The sequence below is a fragment of the Streptomyces sp. TLI_105 genome (genome assembly GCF_900105415.1).
In the GTDB taxonomy this organism is placed as follows: domain Bacteria; phylum Actinomycetota; class Actinomycetes; order Streptomycetales; family Streptomycetaceae; genus Streptomyces.
On record NZ_FNSM01000001.1, the window covers coordinates 1905788 to 1920894 of the forward strand.

18 protein-coding genes are annotated in these 15107 nt (G+C 73.4%); 9 read left to right on the plus strand and 9 right to left on the minus strand.

Translation table 11 applies throughout. The features are described 5' to 3' along the window. The first annotated feature begins 7 nt into the window (after nucleotides 1-7). Nucleotides 8-298 (plus strand): hypothetical protein, encoded by a 291-nt coding sequence (locus tag BLW86_RS08750; RefSeq protein ID WP_093873496.1) that lies wholly within the window; start codon nucleotides 8-10, stop codon nucleotides 296-298. A gap of 3 nt (nucleotides 299-301) precedes the next feature. On the opposite strand, the gene BLW86_RS08755 is transcribed toward BLW86_RS08750, so the two are convergent. The 4 genes from BLW86_RS08755 to BLW86_RS08770 all read right to left on the minus strand — a co-directional run bounded on the left by BLW86_RS08755 (nucleotide 302) and on the right by BLW86_RS08770 (nucleotide 3970). Further along, entirely contained in the window at nucleotides 302-1444 is a 1143-nt protein-coding gene (locus tag BLW86_RS08755) for an aminopeptidase P family protein (protein WP_093873497.1), read from the minus strand. A gap of 97 nt (nucleotides 1445-1541) precedes the next feature. Beyond that, nucleotides 1542-2501, minus strand: a complete 960-nt coding sequence (locus BLW86_RS08760) for a DUF1444 domain-containing protein (protein WP_093873498.1) — start codon at nucleotides 2499-2501, stop codon at nucleotides 1542-1544. Between the two features lie 49 nt (nucleotides 2502-2550). Further along, complete coding sequence (locus BLW86_RS08765) at nucleotides 2551-3432, minus strand: LysR family transcriptional regulator (RefSeq protein WP_093873499.1); 882 nt, start codon at nucleotides 3430-3432, stop codon at nucleotides 2551-2553. Nucleotides 3433-3445: 13 nt separating this feature from the next. Then, nucleotides 3446-3970, minus strand: a complete 525-nt coding sequence (locus BLW86_RS08770) for a tetratricopeptide repeat protein (RefSeq protein WP_093873500.1) — start codon at nucleotides 3968-3970, stop codon at nucleotides 3446-3448. A gap of 95 nt (nucleotides 3971-4065) precedes the next feature. Here BLW86_RS08770 and BLW86_RS08775 point away from each other — a divergent pair, with 95 nt between their 5' ends. Then, the gene (locus BLW86_RS08775) at nucleotides 4066-4818 is read left to right on the plus strand and encodes a CTP synthase C-terminal region-related (seleno)protein (RefSeq protein WP_093878576.1); all 753 of its coding nucleotides are present in this window, start codon (nucleotides 4066-4068) and stop codon (nucleotides 4816-4818) included. 82 nt (nucleotides 4819-4900) lie between these two features. Here the strand turns inward: BLW86_RS08775 and BLW86_RS08780 are convergent, their stop codons facing one another. Continuing rightward, complete coding sequence (locus BLW86_RS08780) at nucleotides 4901-5536, minus strand: nucleoside/nucleotide kinase family protein (protein ID WP_371129463.1); 636 nt, start codon at nucleotides 5534-5536, stop codon at nucleotides 4901-4903. A gap of 233 nt (nucleotides 5537-5769) precedes the next feature. Between BLW86_RS08780 and BLW86_RS08785 the strand changes: the two genes are divergently transcribed. Both BLW86_RS08785 and fusA read left to right on the plus strand, forming a co-directional pair. After that, nucleotides 5770-6177 (plus strand): VOC family protein, encoded by a 408-nt coding sequence (locus tag BLW86_RS08785; RefSeq protein WP_093873501.1) that lies wholly within the window; start codon nucleotides 5770-5772, stop codon nucleotides 6175-6177. 270 nt (nucleotides 6178-6447) lie between these two features. Further along, a complete protein-coding gene (gene fusA, locus BLW86_RS08790; RefSeq protein ID WP_093873502.1) occupies nucleotides 6448-8457 on the plus strand; it encodes an elongation factor G in 2010 nt (669 codons plus the stop codon). On the opposite strand, the gene BLW86_RS08795 is transcribed toward fusA, so the two are convergent. Beyond that, nucleotides 8417-8884, minus strand: a complete 468-nt coding sequence (locus tag BLW86_RS08795) for an ATP-binding protein (RefSeq protein WP_093873503.1) — start codon at nucleotides 8882-8884, stop codon at nucleotides 8417-8419. The two genes, fusA and BLW86_RS08795, sit on opposite strands and share 41 nt — an antisense overlap. A gap of 149 nt (nucleotides 8885-9033) precedes the next feature. Here BLW86_RS08795 and BLW86_RS08800 point away from each other — a divergent pair, with 149 nt between their 5' ends. The 3 genes from BLW86_RS08800 (at nucleotide 9034) to BLW86_RS08810 (ending at nucleotide 10935) form a co-directional block, all read left to right on the plus strand. Then, on the plus strand, nucleotides 9034-9867 hold the full coding sequence (locus BLW86_RS08800) for a helix-turn-helix domain-containing protein (protein WP_093873504.1): 834 nt from the start codon (nucleotides 9034-9036) through the stop codon (nucleotides 9865-9867). Then, nucleotides 9864-10103: a DUF397 domain-containing protein gene (locus BLW86_RS08805; RefSeq protein WP_093873505.1), complete on the plus strand. Its 240-nt coding sequence runs from the start codon at nucleotides 9864-9866 to the stop codon at nucleotides 10101-10103. Before BLW86_RS08800 ends, BLW86_RS08805 begins: the two co-directional genes overlap by 4 nt. A gap of 103 nt (nucleotides 10104-10206) precedes the next feature. Continuing rightward, the gene (locus tag BLW86_RS08810) at nucleotides 10207-10935 is read left to right on the plus strand and encodes a DUF4232 domain-containing protein (protein ID WP_177181607.1); all 729 of its coding nucleotides are present in this window, start codon (nucleotides 10207-10209) and stop codon (nucleotides 10933-10935) included. Here BLW86_RS08810 and BLW86_RS08815 read toward each other — a convergent pair. Then, nucleotides 10922-11872: an AraC family transcriptional regulator gene (locus BLW86_RS08815; protein WP_093873507.1), complete on the minus strand. Its 951-nt coding sequence runs from the start codon at nucleotides 11870-11872 to the stop codon at nucleotides 10922-10924. The genes BLW86_RS08810 and BLW86_RS08815 overlap by 14 nt on opposite strands. Nucleotides 11873-11963: 91 nt before the next feature. On the opposite strand from BLW86_RS08815, the gene BLW86_RS08820 reads away from it, so the two are divergent. Further along, on the plus strand, nucleotides 11964-12809 hold the full coding sequence (locus tag BLW86_RS08820) for an NmrA family NAD(P)-binding protein (protein WP_093873508.1): 846 nt from the start codon (nucleotides 11964-11966) through the stop codon (nucleotides 12807-12809). Nucleotides 12810-12893: 84 nt separating this feature from the next. Further along, nucleotides 12894-13676: an SDR family NAD(P)-dependent oxidoreductase gene (locus tag BLW86_RS08825; RefSeq protein ID WP_093873509.1), complete on the plus strand. Its 783-nt coding sequence runs from the start codon at nucleotides 12894-12896 to the stop codon at nucleotides 13674-13676. On the opposite strand, the gene BLW86_RS08830 is transcribed toward BLW86_RS08825, so the two are convergent. Together BLW86_RS08830 and BLW86_RS08835 are read right to left on the minus strand one after the other, a co-directional pair. Then, nucleotides 13625-14164 (minus strand): SUKH-3 domain-containing protein, encoded by a 540-nt coding sequence (locus BLW86_RS08830; protein ID WP_177181608.1) that lies wholly within the window; start codon nucleotides 14162-14164, stop codon nucleotides 13625-13627. The two genes, BLW86_RS08825 and BLW86_RS08830, sit on opposite strands and share 52 nt — an antisense overlap. Before the next feature lie 35 nt (nucleotides 14165-14199). Continuing rightward, nucleotides 14200-15102, minus strand: coding sequence for an SUKH-3 domain-containing protein (locus BLW86_RS08835; RefSeq protein WP_256341258.1), 903 nt, complete (start codon nucleotides 15100-15102; stop codon nucleotides 14200-14202). Nucleotides 15103-15107: the final 5 nt, after the last annotated feature.

Sequence of the window (15107 nt, forward strand, 5' to 3'; positions counted from 1 at the left end):
GCGCACGATGCTCGCGCCCGGTCACGAGCCCCGGGCGGAGCTGGTGGAGTGGATGACGCTCGTCGCCCGGCACGCGCGCTCCGGCAGGGCGTCCTGGCTCGTGGAGCGGCGCGCCCGGAAGGCACCGGCAGAGGCCGTGACCGGGGAGCACGACGTGTTCCTGCCGCCCGCGCGGCTGCGGGCGGCTGTCCGCGCCCGTCGGGGCGGCGCGGAGCTCGGGGTCGTACCGGACGCGGGGCCCCTGGTGGTGGAGGAGTTCCCGGGGCGGATCGCCGCGCTGGTGTCCGCCGGCCGGTAGGGGCTACTCGACGATGGCCATCTCGTGCGGGGTGTTGTTGAAGCGGCGCCCCGCGCCGTCCTCGGTGGCCGTGACGATGTCCTCGATGCGGACGCCGAAGCGGCCGGGGAGGTAGACGCCCGGTTCGATGGAGAAGCACATGCCGGGGACGATGGGGAGCTCCTCGCCCTCGATCATGTACGGCGGCTCGTGGGTGGTGACGCCGATGCCGTGGCCGGTGCGGTGGATGAAGTACTCGCCGTAGCCGGCGTCCGTGATGACCTTGCGGGCCGCCCGGTCGACCTCCTGGCAGGCGACCCCGGGGCGTACCGCCTCGAAGCCGGCCTGCTGGGCCTCGCGGACGAGGTCGTGGACGCGGCGCTCCTCGTCGGTGGGCTCGCCGACGTGGACGGTGCGGGTGGTGTCGGAGCCGTAGCCGTGCTTGAGGCCGCCGAAGTCGAGGACGACCATGTCGCCGCGCTCGATGACCCGGTCGCCGGCCTCGTGGTGCGGGTTGGCGCCGTTGGGGCCGGAGCCGACGACGGTGAAGTCGACCTGCGAGTGGCCGAACTCCCTGAGGAGCCGGGCGAGGTCGGCGGCGACGTCGGTCTCCTTGCGGCCGGCGAACCGGACCTTGAGGATCTCGCCGTACGCCTGGTCGGCGGCGGCCCCGGCGGCCGCGATCCGGGCCAGCTCGTGGGCGTCCTTGACGCCGCGGAGCATCGGCAGGGCCTCGGTGAGGGAGACGTACGAGGTGCCGGGCAGGGCCTGCTGGAGGCCGAGGAGGTGCATGGCCCAGGCGTTGTCGCTGACGCCGAAGCGGCCGTCGACGTCGAGGAGCGGGGCGGTGACGGCGTACGGGTCCTTGCCGTCGGTCCAGTCGCGCAGGGTGAGCGCGGCGGCCCCGGCGGCCTTCTCGGCGTCGGGCGCCTCCAGGGTCGGGACGACGAGCACCGGTTCCTGGCCGACGGCGAGGACGAGGACGGTGAGCCGCTCGGTGATCGCGGTGGGCTGGTAGCCGGTGAGGTACACCAGGTCGGGTCCGGGGGCGACGAGCACGCCCGCGAGTCCGGCGTCGGCGGCGGACTCGACGGCGCGGGCCATCCGGGCCCGGTAGTCGTCCGCGGTGAAGGGCACGACCTGTTCGGGGGCGTCCGTGCTCGGCATGGTGGCTCCTCCTCGACGTCATCGTCCGGTGCGACGTACAGCATCCTGCCGGGCGGGGGCGCGGGCCGCGACCGGATACCGGACGGGCGCGACCGGCTCAGCGGCGGTCGGGGCCCTGGGCGATGAGCCGTTCCAGGAGCTCGTGGAAGTCGTCGCCGACGACGATCCGCAGCTCGCCCCGCTCCTCGTCGTGCTCGCTGAGCTGGGTGAGCGTGCCGCCCCGCCACCAGAAGACGTACGGGCTGATGGCACCCGGCACGTCCTCGTACCCGGAGGCGGCGAAGGAGGCCATCGCGCCGAGGGCCGGGATGATCGAGGTGTCCCGGATGGGGTGGAAGGCGAGCTGGTGCCGGAAGGGCAGGGCGACGAGGGCGCCGTGCTCGCCGAGCGGGAGGCCGGTGACCCGCTGGACGACGCCGTCGAGGTCGAGGACGCGGCTCGCGGTGTAGAAGGAGTCGCCGAGGATGATCTCGAAGCACATGCCGTCGGCGTCGCGGACGGTCTCGTGCTCCTCGACGGGCAGTCCGCGCAGGTTGCGCAGGGCCCGGTCGCGCAGCTGGGCGTGGTCCCCGAGCCGTTCGAGCGCCTCGTCGGTGAGCATCATGACGCTCTCGGGCAGGTCGAGGGCGAGGACCTCGTAGAGGCCGGGGGCGACGGTCCTGGCGTAGCCGAAGGCACCGGCGTCGATGCCGTCCCCGCTGACGATCCGGGGGTAGAGCTGGGCGCGGATCTGCTCGGGCGGCAGGGTGTCGAGCGCGGAGGGGCCGTCCATGGCCCGGACGACGAGGCCGATGTGACGGTGGATCATGTCGGGCCAGACGCGGGGGCCGCGCCGGTCCTGGTGGCAGACGGCGGCGAGGTTGCCCAGGCCGAAGCGGCGGCCCTTGTCGTCGATGACGTGGTCGGCGTAGACGATGACCTCCAGGCCGAGCTCGGCGAAGGTCTGGCGGACCCGGCCGCGGAAGAGCGCGGCCTCGCGCTGGGAGAAGTACGCGAACCCGGGATCCCTCGGTGCGTCGTCGCCGTCCCGCCTGGGTCCTCGTCGCAGCCACCCCACGCCCGTCCGCCTTCCGTCGCCGTTGCGCCCAGGGTAGCGACTGCGGGTGTCAGCTCTTCAGCCGTCCCGTGAACTCGGCCACGGGCCCGGACGGTTCGCCGGGGGCGCCCGTCGGCAGGAGGAGTTCGACGCGGTGGACGAGCCGGGGCGCGACCAGGGGGACGGCGGCCGCGCCGGGGACGCCCTCCGTCGCGGACGACGGCAGCAGGGCGAGGCCGTGCCCGGCGGCGGCCAGGGCGGCGAGGGTGCGGGTGTCGGTGCCCTCGTAGCGCAGGGCGGTGCGGAAGCCGCGCCCGGCGGGGCCGCCGTGGACGGCCCGCAGCCGGTCGAGGGGGATGCCGGCGGCGGGGGCGTCCAGCCAGCGGGCGTCGACGAGGTCGTCGAGGCGGAGGCCGGGACGTCCGGCGAGGGGGTGCCGGCCGGGCAGGACGACGGCGAGCGGTTCCTCGGCGACGCCGGTCGCGGCGAGCGGGGCGACGTCGGGCAGCCGCAGCGGGTCGCTGGGGGCGGCGATGCCGTCGACCAGTCCGGCGTCGGCCCCGCCGGTGGCGACGGCGACGGGCACCTGCTCGCGGGACAGGCCGCGCAGGGTGACCCCGGTGGCGGGCAGGGCGGCGAGGACGCGGGCGGTGAGGGCGAGCGGGGAGGCGGCGACGTCCAGGGTGGCGCGGGGCGCGGCGGTGAACCGGTCGAGGTCGGCGCGGGCCGCGTCGAGGCGGAGCAGCAGCGCCCCGGCGTGTTCGAGGAGCCGTTCCCCGGCCGGGGTGGGGGCGACGGGCCGCCGGGTGAGCAGGGGCAGTCCGAGGTCGGCCTCCAGGGAGGCGATGTGCTGGGAGACGGCGGACTGGGTGTAGCCGAGGTCGCGCGCCGCCTCGGAGAAGGAGGCGAGGCGGGCGACGGTGACGTACGTGCGGAGGAGGTGGGGGTCCATGGGGCCGGTGCGCTCAGGAGCCGTAGGGGGTCTTCAGCAGGTCCTTGGCGTAGTACGCGAGGGAGCGGTTGTAGCGGGGCAGCAGGGGCGCGAGGGCGCCGAGGGCGAGGGAGGCGGCCTCGCGGTCGCGGCCGGTGTCGGCGAGGGCGAGGGCGAGGAAGGCGTCGACGGCGCCGGACAGGGCCTGCTCGTCGGCGTCGAGCCGGTCGGCGGGGAGGGCGCGCTCGGCGGTGAGGAGTTCGACGCTGCGGTCGGGGCGGCCGAGGTTGCGCAGGCTGCTGGCGAGCTGGATGACGGCGCGGCGGCGGCGCAGTCCGGTGAGGCCGAGGTCGAGGGCGCGCTGGTAGTGGACGACGGCTTCCTCGGGCATGCCGGTGGAGTCGTGGGCGGCGCCCTGCTCGAAGACGGCGGCCGGGTCGTCGGCGGGCCGTTCGGCGGCGAGTTCGGCGACGCGGGCGCGGAAGTCGGCGGGCTCGTGCTCGTCGAGACGCTCCCAGAGGGCGGCGACGCGGGTCTCCCAGTCGTGATCGTTCGTCATGCGGTCACCCTAGCGGGAGGGTCATAAGCGTTCGTGATGACGAGTGCAGGAATCATCGTTGGACGTGAACGGGGGCGCGGCCGAGCATGATGCCCATGACGACGAACACCTTCCCCTCGCACACCCCCCGGATCGCCCTGGTCGGCGACCGCTCCCCGCACGTCCGCTCGCACGTCCGGATCCCGGTCCTCCTGGACGCCCTCGCCGAGCGGGACGGGCTCGCGCTCGACGCGTACTGGATCCAGACCGTTGACGCGGAGACCCCGGGCGCCGTGAAGGGCTTCGACGCGGTGTGGGTGCTGCCGGGGAGCCCGTACGCGAGCGAGGCGGGGGCCCTCGCGGCGATCCGTACGGCCCGCGAGGACGGCATCCCCTTCCTCGGCACCTGCGCCGGTTTCCAGCACGCCCTGATCGAGTACGCCCGGGACGTCTGCGGCCTGGAGCGGGCGGCGCACGCCGAGAACGACCCGGCGGCGGACACCGACGACCTTCTCATCGCCCCGCTCGCCTGCTCGCTCGTGGGCCACGAGGGCGTCGTACGGGTCACCCCCGGCTCGCTCGCCGAGAAGGCGCTCGGCGCGGAGCGGACGACGGAGCGGTACCACTGCAACTACGGCGCGGACAGCCGCCACCTGGACACCCTGCGGGCGCACGGCCTCCGCTTCACCGGCGCGGACGAGGAGGGCGGGATCCGCATCGCCGAACTCCCCTCGCACCCTTTCTTCCTTGCGACCCTCTTCCAGCCGGAACTGGCGGGCGACGGCACCCGCCCGCACCCGCTGATCAGGGCGCTGGCGGTGGCGGCGACGGAGCACGCGGCGGCTCTTCGGGAGTCGCAGCCCGCGTAGCGGCCGGGGCTGCGGCCCGCTGCGGGCCGGCTCGGCTCCGCCGCGACGGTGCGCCTCCGCCGGCCGCACGGGGGACGGTCGGTCAGGCCATCGGTACGACGAGGTGGGCGCGGGCCCTTCCACGGGCCACCAGCCGGGCGTTGGCCTCGTCGGAGTCGCGGACCCAGCGCTCGGCGTGCGCCCGGTCCTTGCCGAAGCGGACGTGCCGCTCGACGAGCCGGGACACGCGGCGCCCGTCGTCCAGGTCGAGGTACCAGGCCTCGTCGAGGAGGGGCAGGACGTCGGCCCAGGCGCCCTCGTCGTGCAGCAGGTAGTTCCCCTCGGTGACGACGAGCGGGACCTCGGGCGCGACGGGGATCGACCCGGCGACGGGTTCCTCCAGGGAGCGGTCGAACGCGGGCGCGTAGACGGTGGTGCCGGGGACGGGGGTACGGAGCCGGGTGAGGAGCGCGGTGTACCCGGCGGCGTCGAAGGTGTCCGGCGCGCCCTTCCTGCCGGCCCGTCCGAGCCGCTCCAGCTCGGCCTGGGCCAGATGGAACCCGTCCATGGGCACGAGCACGGCGAGCCCGTCGAGCCCGTCGACGAGCCGGCCGGCGAGCGTGGACTTCCCGGCGCCGGGCGCCCCGGCGAGCCCGAGGATCCGCCGCTGCCCGGGCACGACGAGCGCCCGCGCGCGTGCTACGAGCCGATCGACCTCCTGCGCGTCCATGCGCCGCATTCTCGCACCGTGCGCGCCACCGGGACGGTCCCTTCCCGGAGCGGGCGCAGCAGGCGCGGGCATGACCCGCAGGTGCGGGCGCGGGTCCGCAGCCGCGGACGTCGGCTCGGGGACCCTCGGGGTGACCCTCCCCGGACCCTCGTCCCGACCCTCCATCCCGCAAGGGTCATCCCCCGCCACGACGCGGGTCGACGCGGGTGGGTTCCTACCCTTCCGCGTATTACGTTGAGGAAATGCCGTCCATCGCACTCGTCACCCTCGTCGTCCGTGAATACGACGAGGCCATCGCCTTCTACACCGACGCCCTCGGCTTCGAGCTGGTCGAGGACACCGACCGCGGCGACGGAAGCCGCTGGGTCGTCGTCCGTCCGCGCGGCGCGGCCGGCGTCGGCGGCCTCGGCAACACCGGGCTGCTGCTCGCCCGCGCGAAGAACGAGGAGCAGGAGGCCTCGGTCGGCAACCAGACGGGCGGCCGGGTCGGCTTCTTCCTCCACACGGAGGACTTCGCCGGCGACCACGAACGCATGTCGGCCGCCGGGGTGAAGTTCCTGGAGGAGCCGCGCCACGAGCCGTACGGCTCGGTCGCCGTCTTCGAGGACCTCTACGGCAACCGCTGGGACCTCCTGCAGCCCGCCGCGTAAAACCGGTGTCGCCCGCACGGCGGCGCTCCCTACACTCGCGGCACGGCACACCGACCGGTGTGCCGTGCCGCGAGTGTCCACCGAGGAGAGCCGACCGTGCCTACGCGCCGCTTCGACGTGATCCTCGCCTCTCGCTCCGGCCGGTGGCGGCTGCGCGCCCGCCATCGCCGACCCGTGACGTACGTGACGTACCGACCGACGTACTGACGTACTGAACACGGGAATCGCGCTGCCCCTTTCTCCACGCAGCAGCGAAAGGCACGACACACCGTGCGTACCGACACCACCACCCGAAGCGTCCGCAACCTCGGCATCCTCGCCCACGTCGACGCCGGCAAGACCACCGTCACCGAGCGGTTCCTCTACCTCACCGGCGCCACCCACAAGCGCGGCGAGGTCCACGACGGCACGACCGTCACCGACTTCGACCCGCAGGAGCGGGACCGGGGCATCACGATCTTCGCCGCGGCCGTCAGCTGCGACTGGGCGGGCCACCGGATCAATCTGATCGACACGCCCGGCCACGTCGACTTCTCCGACGAGGTCGAGCGCTCGCTGCGCGTCCTCGACGGCGCCGTCGCCGTCTTCGACGCCGTCGCGGGCGTCGAGCCGCAGAGCGAGACGGTGTGGCGCCAGGCCGACCGGCACGGAGTCCCGAGGATCGCGTTCGTCAACAAGCTCGACCGTGCGGGCGCGGAACTCGACGCCGCCGTGGCGTCGATCCGGGACCGCCTCGGCACCGTCCCGGTCCCCGTCCAGCTGCCCATCGGGCGCGAGGACGGCTTCACGGGCGTCGTGGACCTGGTCCGGATGCGGGCGTACGTGTGGGCCGACGGCGCCGACACGTACGCCGACCTGCCGGTCCCCGACGAGCTCCGGGACGAGGCCCACCGCCGCAGGCGGCGCCTGGAGGAGACGGTCGCGGAGCTGCACCCGCGCGCCCTGGAGGAGTTCTGCGAGCGGAGCGCCCTCTCCGAGGACGTCCTCACGAGCGCCCTGCGCGACCTGACCCTCTCCGGGGAGGCCGTGGTCGTGCTGTGCGGCTCGGCGTACCGCAACCGGGGCATCGAGCCGCTGCTCGACGCCGTCGTCGCGTACCTCCCGGCCCCGTCGGACATGCCGCCGGTGCGCGGCGAGGTCCCGGCGGACCCGGAGGCGCCGTTCACCGCGCTCGCCTTCAAGGTGAACGCGACGGCCACCGGCCGCATGACCTACCTCCGCGTCTACGCGGGCACGATCGGGAAGGGGGACACCGTGCTCGACACCACCGCCGGGCGTACGGAGCGGATCGCCCGCATCCTGCGCGTCCAGGCCGACCGGGCGACGGAGGTGGACACGGCGCGCGCCGGTGACATCGTCGCCGTCGTCGGGCCGAAGTCCGCCCGCGCCGGGGCGACGCTGTGCGCCCCGGACGCGCCGGTCGTCCTCGAACCGCCGACGACCGCCGACCCGGTGGTCTCGGTCGCCGTGGAGGCCCGCCGCGGCACGGACACGGGCCGGCTCGCGACGGCCCTCGCCCGGATGACGGAGGAGGACCCGTCGCTCGTGGTGCGGTCCGACCCCGAGACGGGCCAGACGGTCCTGTCCGGTCTCGGCGAGCTGCACCTGGAGGTCGCGGTGGAGAAGCTGCGGCGCGACCGGGGCCTTGAGGTCACGGTCGGCCGGCCGCAGGTCGCGTACCGGGAGACGGTGACGAAGGGCGTCACGGACCTCCTCTACCGCCACGTCAAACAGGACGGCGGCGCGGGCCAGTTCGCCCACGTCGTCATCGACGTCGAACCGACGGACGGCGACGAGGAGTTCGAGTTCCGCTCCACGGTCACGGGCGGCCGAGTCCCGCAGGAGTACGTCCGCGCGGTCGAGGCCGGCTGCCGGGACGCCCTCGTCGAGGGCCCCCTCGGCGGCCACCCGGTGACGGGTGTCCGGGTCACGCTCACGGACGGCGCCACGCATCCGAAGGACTCCTCGGAGATGGCGTTCCGCGCGGCGGGCCGCTTCGCCCTGCGCGAGGCGCTCCGCGCGAGCGTGCTGACCCTGCTCGAACCGGTGGCCGAGGTGACGGTCACCGTCCCCGCCGAGTCGGTCGGCTCGGTCCTCGGCGACCTCGCGGCCCGCCGGGGCCGGGTCACGGACTCGACGACCCGCTCCGGTACGGCGGTGGTGTCGGCGACGGTCCCGCTGGCCGAGCTCTTCGGCTACGCCTCCCGCCTCCGGGGCCGCACCCAGGGCCGGGGCACCTTCACCACCCGGCCGGCGGGGTACGAGGCCCTTCGGGGCTGAGGTCGAGCTCGGCCCGTACGGTCTTCCCGACCGGTACGCGGTCGAGCACCGCCCACCGTGAGGCGAGCGCCTCGACGAGGAGCAGGCCCCGCCCGCCCTCGTCGAGGGGCCCCGGCACCACGTGCGCCGGGCGCCGCTCGCCCCGGGTGTCGGAGACGTCGACCCGGAGCCGCAGGCCGGGCGTGTACGAGAGCGTCAGCTCGAAGTCGCGCCCGGGCACCCGACCGTGGGTGACGGCGTTGGCGGCGAGCTCGGCGACGAGCAGCCCGACGGCGTCGGAGGCCTCGGAGCCGTACGGCAGCCGCCAGCGGTCCAGCTGGTGGAGAGCGAGCCGTCGGGCGAGACGGGCGCCGCGCGGGGTCGAGCTGAAGCGCTGGGTGAACACACGTACGGTGACGGCGGGTTCGCGGGTCACGGGGGAGGTCATGGGGCCAATGTGACGTCCCCCGGAGGGAGTTGCCAGCTCAGAAACCCGTACGCTGCGCAGCGTACGGGTTCACTCTCTGGACCGTACCGGTGACTATCGGTGAACCTGGACGGGTTCAGCGCGAGCGCATCGGTACGGGAGGTGGCGGGGTGGCGGACGAGGTCCCGAAGGGCAGCGAACCGGAGACGTCGGAGAGCCTGAAGGCTTTCGGGGAAGTGGTCAAGGCCTTCCGCAGACGGGCGGGCCTGACGCAGGAACAGTTCGCCCCGCTCGTGGGCTACTCGGTCCCGATGATCGCCTCGATCGAACAGGGCCGACGCCTGCCGTCGAAGGAGTTCGTGAACCGGGCGGAGGAGGTGCTGGACGCGTTCGGGGTGATCCGGGCGGCGGCGAAGCACCTGACGCGGAAGGCGGGGCTTGCGAAGTGGTTCGAGGGGTGGGCGGAGCTGGAACCTCTGGCGGTGACGCTGTACACCTTCGAGAACCGGCTCGCACCCGGCCTACTCCAGACAACTGCATACGCCCGGACGCTCTTCGAGAAGCAGCTCCCGGCGATGAGCGACGACAAGATCGAGTCGAACCTGGTCGCCCGCATGGAGCGGACGCACATCCTCACGGAGCACCCTGAGACGATCTACAGCTTCATCATCGAGGAGCACGCGCTGCGTCGCCAGGTGACCACCCTGGAGGTCATGCGCGAGCAGATAGACCACATCATCGAACTCAGCGAACGACGCAACATCGACATCCAGATCATGCCGCAGTCGCGCGGGCACCACGCGGGGCTCGACGGCCCCTTGTGTCTCCTGGAGACCGAGGAGAACGCCTGGTACGCGTACAGCGAAGGCCAAGGCACGGGCCAGCTCATCTCCGACCCCAAAGAGGTCAGCATCCTCCAGCAGCGATATGCCAGGATGCGGACACAGGCTCTGTCCGTAGAGGCGACCGTGGGCCTGTTGCGGGAGATCCGAGGAGCACTATGAGCACCACTGAACTGGCCTGGTTCAAGAGCAGCTACAGCGGCGGAAGCGGCGACAACTGCGTAGAAGTCGCCCTCTCCTGGCACAAGTCCACCTACAGCACCGGTGACGGCGGCAACTGCGTCGAGGTCGCCACCTGCCCCTCCACCGTCCACGTCCGCGACTCCAAGAACCCCACCGGCCCGCAGCTCACCCTCTCCCCCGCCACTTGGACGGAGTTCCTGACCCGGCTGGGCTGAGGAAGCATCACCTCCATGTCCGTGGTTCGTAACGAGCAGGACTGCACCGGAATACGGCGGCCGCTCCGGTGCAGACTCTGCTCGTCAGCAACACGTTCGAGCCATGCGAAGTACACGGGGGACCACCATGCGCGCTGCCCGCAAGAGCTGGAAGACGTACGCCCTGGGAGCCGCGGCCGTCGCCGCGCTCCTCTCGTCCACGGCGTGCGGACCGGACGGCGGTACGGAGGACGGGGCGGCGAGCCCGGCCCCGTCCGGCACCGCGAGCGCGACCGGCACCGCACCGCCCGCCAGCCCGAGCCCGAGCCCGACCGAGTCCAAGAAGCCCAGCGCGACCGACTCCGCGAAGCCCAGCGCCACAAGCTCCGGCTCCGGTAGCGGCGGCAAGGAAAAAGCCCCGGCCTGCGGCGACCAGGACCTCTCGATCGGGACGTCGTACTGGGCGCACGACTCGGGGCAGCACCTCCTGATCACGGCCACCAACGTCACCGACAAGCCCTGCACGCTCTACCACTACCCCTTCATCACCTTCGGCAAGGACGCCGACAGCCCGCTCCAGCCGATGGAGTCCCCGGCGAAGGCGGTCGCCACGATCGGGCCGAAGCAGAAGGCGTACGCGGGCGTGAAGCTGTTCCTGGGGGGCGAGAAGACCACCGCGTACGAGTCGTTCGGCCTCGCGTACCACGACCCGGCCGACAACAACGACGGGTCGCCGATCGACGTCGCGCTGTCCGACGAGGTCCAGTTCGTCAACGTCGGCCAGAACCCGTCGGTCACGTTCTGGAACCTCGACCGGAGCGAGGTCGAGAAGTTCGTGTTCAAGGCACGGTGACGCCGGCTGCACGGTGCTCGCTGGGCCGGGTTCCGTACACGCGCTTGAAGGCGACGCTCAGTCCGAACGCGCTCTGGTAGCCGACCTGTCGGGCGATCGCCTCCACGGTGGCGTCGGTACGGGCCAGCAGGTCGGCCGCCAGGGCGAGGCGCCAGCCGGTCAGGTACGTCATGGGAGGTTCGCCGACGAGGTCGCCGAAGCGGCGGGCGAGCGTGGCCCGGGAGACGCCGGCCTCCTCGGCGAGGGTGGTCACGGTCCACGGGCGTGCGGGCCGGTCGTGGATGAGACGCAGGGCGCGGCCCGCGACGGGGTCGGAGAGCGCCCGGTACCAGGCGGGCGGGGCGGACTCGGGGCGGCTGAACCATTCCCGCAGCGTGGAGAGCAGCAGGAGGTCCAGGAGTCGGTCGAGGACGGCCTGTTGGCCGGGGTCGTCGCGGCTGATCTCGCTGTCGGTGAGTTCCAGGATCGGTCCGATCCTGCCTTCCTGGGGGACGACGAGCACGCGCGGCAGTCCGCCGATGAGCCGTTCGGAGACGCGGCCGTCGACCTGGTAGCTGCCGGTGAGGAGCACGGTGGTGCCGCCGGGGGCGTTGGCGCAGGTGCGGAGGCCGAGGATGACGTCCTCGCTGACGTCCTCGCCGTCGGCGGTGGTGCAGTGACCGGGGTGCACGACGTAGAAGGGCGGGGTCTCCGCGGACGGGTCGTCGGTGACGGAGAACGGCTCCGCGCCGGTCACGAGGGCGACGTCGCCGGGGCCGAGCGGGACGGGTGGGGCGTCGCCGCCGGGGACGATCCAACCGGAGCCGCGGAGCAGGGTGACGACGGCGAGGGGCGTCCCGTCGGCGAAGCCGATCGACCAGGGCGAGGCCAGGATGTTGCGGCTGAACAGGGCTCCGTCGGACCGGACTTCGTAGAGAAGGCTCGCGAGTGGATCCATACGGCGAGTCTAGAAGGGCTGAGCGGCTGAGACATCGAAGTGAGCGCGTGGACCATTCCGTGACTCACCGGCCCACCGTTTGACTGAGCGCATGACGACGAACTCGAACACGAAGCCGATCCTGGTCCTCGGCGGAACGGGCAAGACCGGCCGCCGCGTGGTCTCCCGCCTGAAGGAGCGGGGGTACGAGGTCCGGGCGGCCTCCCGCAAGGGGCCCGCCCGGTTCGACTGGAACGACGAGAACACCTGGGAGCCCGTGCTCGAGGGAGTCGGCGCGGCCTACCTGGTCGACTCGATGCAGAACGACGCGGCGACCTCGATGAGCGCCTTCGGCAAGCTCGCCGCGGCCGGCGGGGTCGAGCGGCTCGTCCTCCTCTCCCACCGCGACTGGGTCGCGCCCGAGGGCGAGGAGAAGCTTCCCTGCGAGCGCGCGGTGCGGGAGTCGGGCGCGGAGTGGACGCTTCTGAAGCCGGCCTGGTTCGCGCAGAACTTCAGCGAGGAGCCGTTCTTCCACGGCCAGGTCGTCGGCGGGGAGGTCATGTGGTCGGCGGGGGCGGGCACGGAGCCGTTCGTCGACGTGGAGGACATCGCGGACGTCGCCGTGGCGGCGCTCACCGAGGACGGACACGCCGGGCAGGCGTACGAGCTCTCCGGGCCACGGCTGTTGAGCCTGGGCGACGTGGCCGACGAGATCGCCCGGGCGACGGGCCGGGAGATCACCTACCGTCCCGTCTCACCGGACGACTTCGCGGCGTACGCGGCGCGGGCGGGTCTGCCGGAGGACTTCACCGCCCTCCTGAACCTGCTCTTCGGCTGGATCGGCGAGAACCGATTCGCCACGCTCGGCGACGGCGTGCGGCGGGCCCTCGGCCGCGCGCCCCGCGACTTCACCGACTACGTGCGGGCGACGGCCGCGACCGGGGTCTGGCACGGCTGATCAGGCCCCGTGTGCCAGGATGCGGGGACCGGCCGTCCACCGCACGCGAACGGCCGGTGCCGAACGACACGAGGAGCGACACCCATGAGCACCCCCGCCGGCTACCTCTCCGGACTGTTCTCGCTCGAAGGGCGCAACGCCCTGGTCACGGGCGGGAGTTCCGGCATAGGCAAGGCCGTCGCGGGGGCCCTGGCCCGTGCGGGGGCGAGCGTGGTGGTCCTGGCCCGCAAGGAGGCCGAGCTCGTCGCGACCGTCGACGAGCTGACGGCCGACGGCTGCCGGGCGGCCTGGGTGAGCGCCGACCTGAGCACCCGGGACGGCATCAAGGCCGGGGCGGAGGCGGCGGCGGCCGTCTTCGGGGAGCCGGACATCCTGGTGAACTCGGCCGGCATCAACCTCCGTCCGCCGTTCGGCGAGCTGGACGAGGAGGTGTGGGACACGACGATGACCGTGAACCTGGAGGCGCCGTTCCTGCTCGGCCGGCGCTTCGGGCCCGGCATGGCCGAGCGGGGCTTCGGCCGGATCATCCACATCACCTCGCAGCAGGCGCACCGCGCGTTCGTGCAGAGCGGGGCGTACGGGGTGTCCAAGGGCGCCCTGGAGTCCCTGGCCCGCTCGCAGGCCGAGGCCTGGTCCCCGTACGGGGTCACCGCGAACACCCTGGTCCCGGGCTTCGTGATGACCCCGCTGAACAAGCGCCTCTCCTCCGACCCGGAGAAGGTCGCCGCCCTGGCCGCCCGCACGATGGTCGGCCGCAACGGCCTGGCGGAGGACTTCGCGGGCGCGGCCGTCTTCCTGGCGAGCGGCGCGTCCGCCTACGTCACGGGCCAGTCGCTCTTCGTGGACGGCGGCTTCTCGGTGCACTGAGGGCCCTGCCCGGGGCGGACGTAGAAGTCCTCCGCGTCCTGCATGGGATGGCCGTAGAGGTCGGTCATCGCCCCGTACTTGCCGGTACCCATGTAGTAGTTGCCGGTGTGGTGCAGGCAGAAGAACCGGCTCCGCTCGTCCATGACGATCACCTCGCCCTCCGAGGAGTCCCAGCCGACGGGGAAGACCCGCACGCCCAGGTTGCGGCTCAGCTCCGCGATCTCCTCGGCGGTGCTGTCCCAGACGATGACCGGCTTGAAGTGCAGGTACTCCTCACGCCGCGCGTCGATGGTCAGGCGGAGACCCGCGTGCTCGGCGAGGAATTCGGTGGCGGCGGCGAACGGCTCGACGGGGAACCCGACGTTCCGGGTCTCCTCGACGACCTCCGCCACGAACGCCGCCGCCTGTTCGGCGACGTTCCGGCCGGGAAACCAGCCGTGCTCGCCGAACCAGGCGTCGACGTCGGCGGGGACTTCGAGACGGGGCACGAGGGACTCCTCGGTCGCGTGGGTGGGGGCGCCGGTCAGGACGCCGGGGAGTCCGCCCAGTCCGCGAGGGCCCGGGAGCAGGCGTCCAGGGCCTTCGCCGTGGGGCCGGACGTGCCGGACAGGGCGGCCGACAGGGTCAGGCCGGGGCCCTCGGTCTCGCCGCCCACCGTCACGGCACAGGCGACCGTCGCCGCCGGGCCCCCCGTACCGGGCGGCGCGGACACCGTGAGGGTCAGCTCGCAGGCCCCGGGGCGTGCGCCCGCCGCCTCGCACCGGGCCGTCATGGCGGCGGCGAGCGGTTCCGCGTTGTCCTCCAGCGCCCCCGGGCGCAGCGGGAACTCCTCGTCCACGGCCACGACGCCGATCCCCCGCAGGGTGGTCGCCCTCAGGTGCAGGGCGCGGGCGCCGAACAGGCCCGTGCTGTGCAGGACGTAGACGGCGACGAGCGCGGCCCGTACCGCCGCGCCGAGGTCGTTCTCGCCGCCGGGCAGCGGGAAGCGCCACCGGGGCGGCCGGAGCCGTACCGGCGCGATCCCGGAGGTCAGCGCCGTCAGACCGGCGTGGACCGTCTCGCCGAGGAGCCAGGGGCCGCCGGGGCCGAGCATGAGGAGCCGGCCGTGCTCGTCGACCGCGAGCGGCGCGTCCGTGTCCGTACGGCCGAAGGGGAAGAGGCGGGCGCCGAGGGAGTCGGCGAGCCGGTTCAGGGCCGGGACGTCGGAGCGGGCCTCGCGGGGGTCGACGACGGCGCCGAGGGCGGCGACCTCCCGGCCGCCGTCGGCGGCGGGGAGGACGTGCAGGCCGTGGAACTCGCGCACGGCGCGGTCGGCGGCGGGGAAGAGCTCCGCGCCGACGGTCACCACGACGAGGACCGCGAGCATGGCGGCGTCCCCGGCGTCACGGCCCGGCCGCCAGCCCGCTTCCGTCAGTACGTCGCTCATGCCCG

Bases quoted from the DNA above. Each gene is read 5' to 3' on its own strand.
- BLW86_RS08750 (WP_093873496.1), top strand. From the start codon at position 8: ATGCTCGCGCCCGGTCACGAGCCCCGGGCGGAGCTGGTGGAGTGGATG.
- BLW86_RS08755 (WP_093873497.1), bottom strand. From the start codon at position 1,444: ATGCCGAGCACGGACGCCCCCGAACAGGTCGTGCCCTTCACCGCGGAC.
- BLW86_RS08765 (WP_093873499.1), bottom strand. From the start codon at position 3,432: ATGGACCCCCACCTCCTCCGCACGTACGTCACCGTCGCCCGCCTCGCC.
- BLW86_RS08770 (WP_093873500.1), bottom strand. From the start codon at position 3,970: ATGACGAACGATCACGACTGGGAGACCCGCGTCGCCGCCCTCTGGGAG.
- BLW86_RS08775 (WP_093878576.1), top strand. From the start codon at position 4,066: ATGACGACGAACACCTTCCCCTCGCACACCCCCCGGATCGCCCTGGTC.
- BLW86_RS08780 (WP_371129463.1), bottom strand. From the start codon at position 5,536: ATGCGGCGCATGGACGCGCAGGAGGTCGATCGGCTCGTAGCACGCGCG.
- BLW86_RS08785 (WP_093873501.1), top strand. From the start codon at position 5,770: ATGCCGTCCATCGCACTCGTCACCCTCGTCGTCCGTGAATACGACGAG.
- BLW86_RS08795 (WP_093873503.1), bottom strand. From the start codon at position 8,884: ATGACCTCCCCCGTGACCCGCGAACCCGCCGTCACCGTACGTGTGTTC.
- BLW86_RS08805 (WP_093873505.1), top strand. From the start codon at position 9,864: ATGAGCACCACTGAACTGGCCTGGTTCAAGAGCAGCTACAGCGGCGGA.
- BLW86_RS08810 (WP_177181607.1), top strand. From the start codon at position 10,207: ATGCGAAGTACACGGGGGACCACCATGCGCGCTGCCCGCAAGAGCTGG.
- BLW86_RS08815 (WP_093873507.1), bottom strand. From the start codon at position 11,872: ATGGATCCACTCGCGAGCCTTCTCTACGAAGTCCGGTCCGACGGAGCC.
- BLW86_RS08820 (WP_093873508.1), top strand. From the start codon at position 11,964: ATGACGACGAACTCGAACACGAAGCCGATCCTGGTCCTCGGCGGAACG.
- BLW86_RS08825 (WP_093873509.1), top strand. From the start codon at position 12,894: ATGAGCACCCCCGCCGGCTACCTCTCCGGACTGTTCTCGCTCGAAGGG.
- BLW86_RS08835 (WP_256341258.1), bottom strand. From the start codon at position 15,102: ATGAGCGACGTACTGACGGAAGCGGGCTGGCGGCCGGGCCGTGACGCC.